The organism is Pseudomonas sp. PME37.24/025, assembly GCF_055556615.1.
In genome coordinates, this window is record NZ_JBVHNK010000270.1 from 1 (window position 1) to 265 (window position 265).

Here is a 265-nt window from a genome sequence, read left to right on the forward strand (position 1 = left end):
GCGGCGCATCGAAAATGACTCCCATGGGCCTGTCCTCGGTGCGCAGCTGCAGCAATTTCGTCGCGCTGTCCGCATCGGGAATCGTCGTGGTGAAGATCGAGGCGTCGAATTCGCCGGAGATGTAGAGAGTCTTGTTGTCCTGAGCGAAGGCCACGTCCCTGGGACGCTTCCCGACGGCAATCGATTTGACCATTTTCAAAGTGACGGCATCGATCAGATAGATCGCGTTCCCGGATTCGCTGGTCACGACAATCCATTTGCCGTC

At 57.4% G+C, this 265-nt stretch carries 1 protein-coding gene; it reads right to left on the minus strand.

The annotated features are described in order from the left end of the window. The coding region (locus ACZ3HH_RS30335) for a YncE family protein (protein ID WP_465810315.1) at positions 1-247 on the minus strand (247 nt) is incomplete at its 3' end. Positions 248-265: the final 18 nt, after the last annotated feature.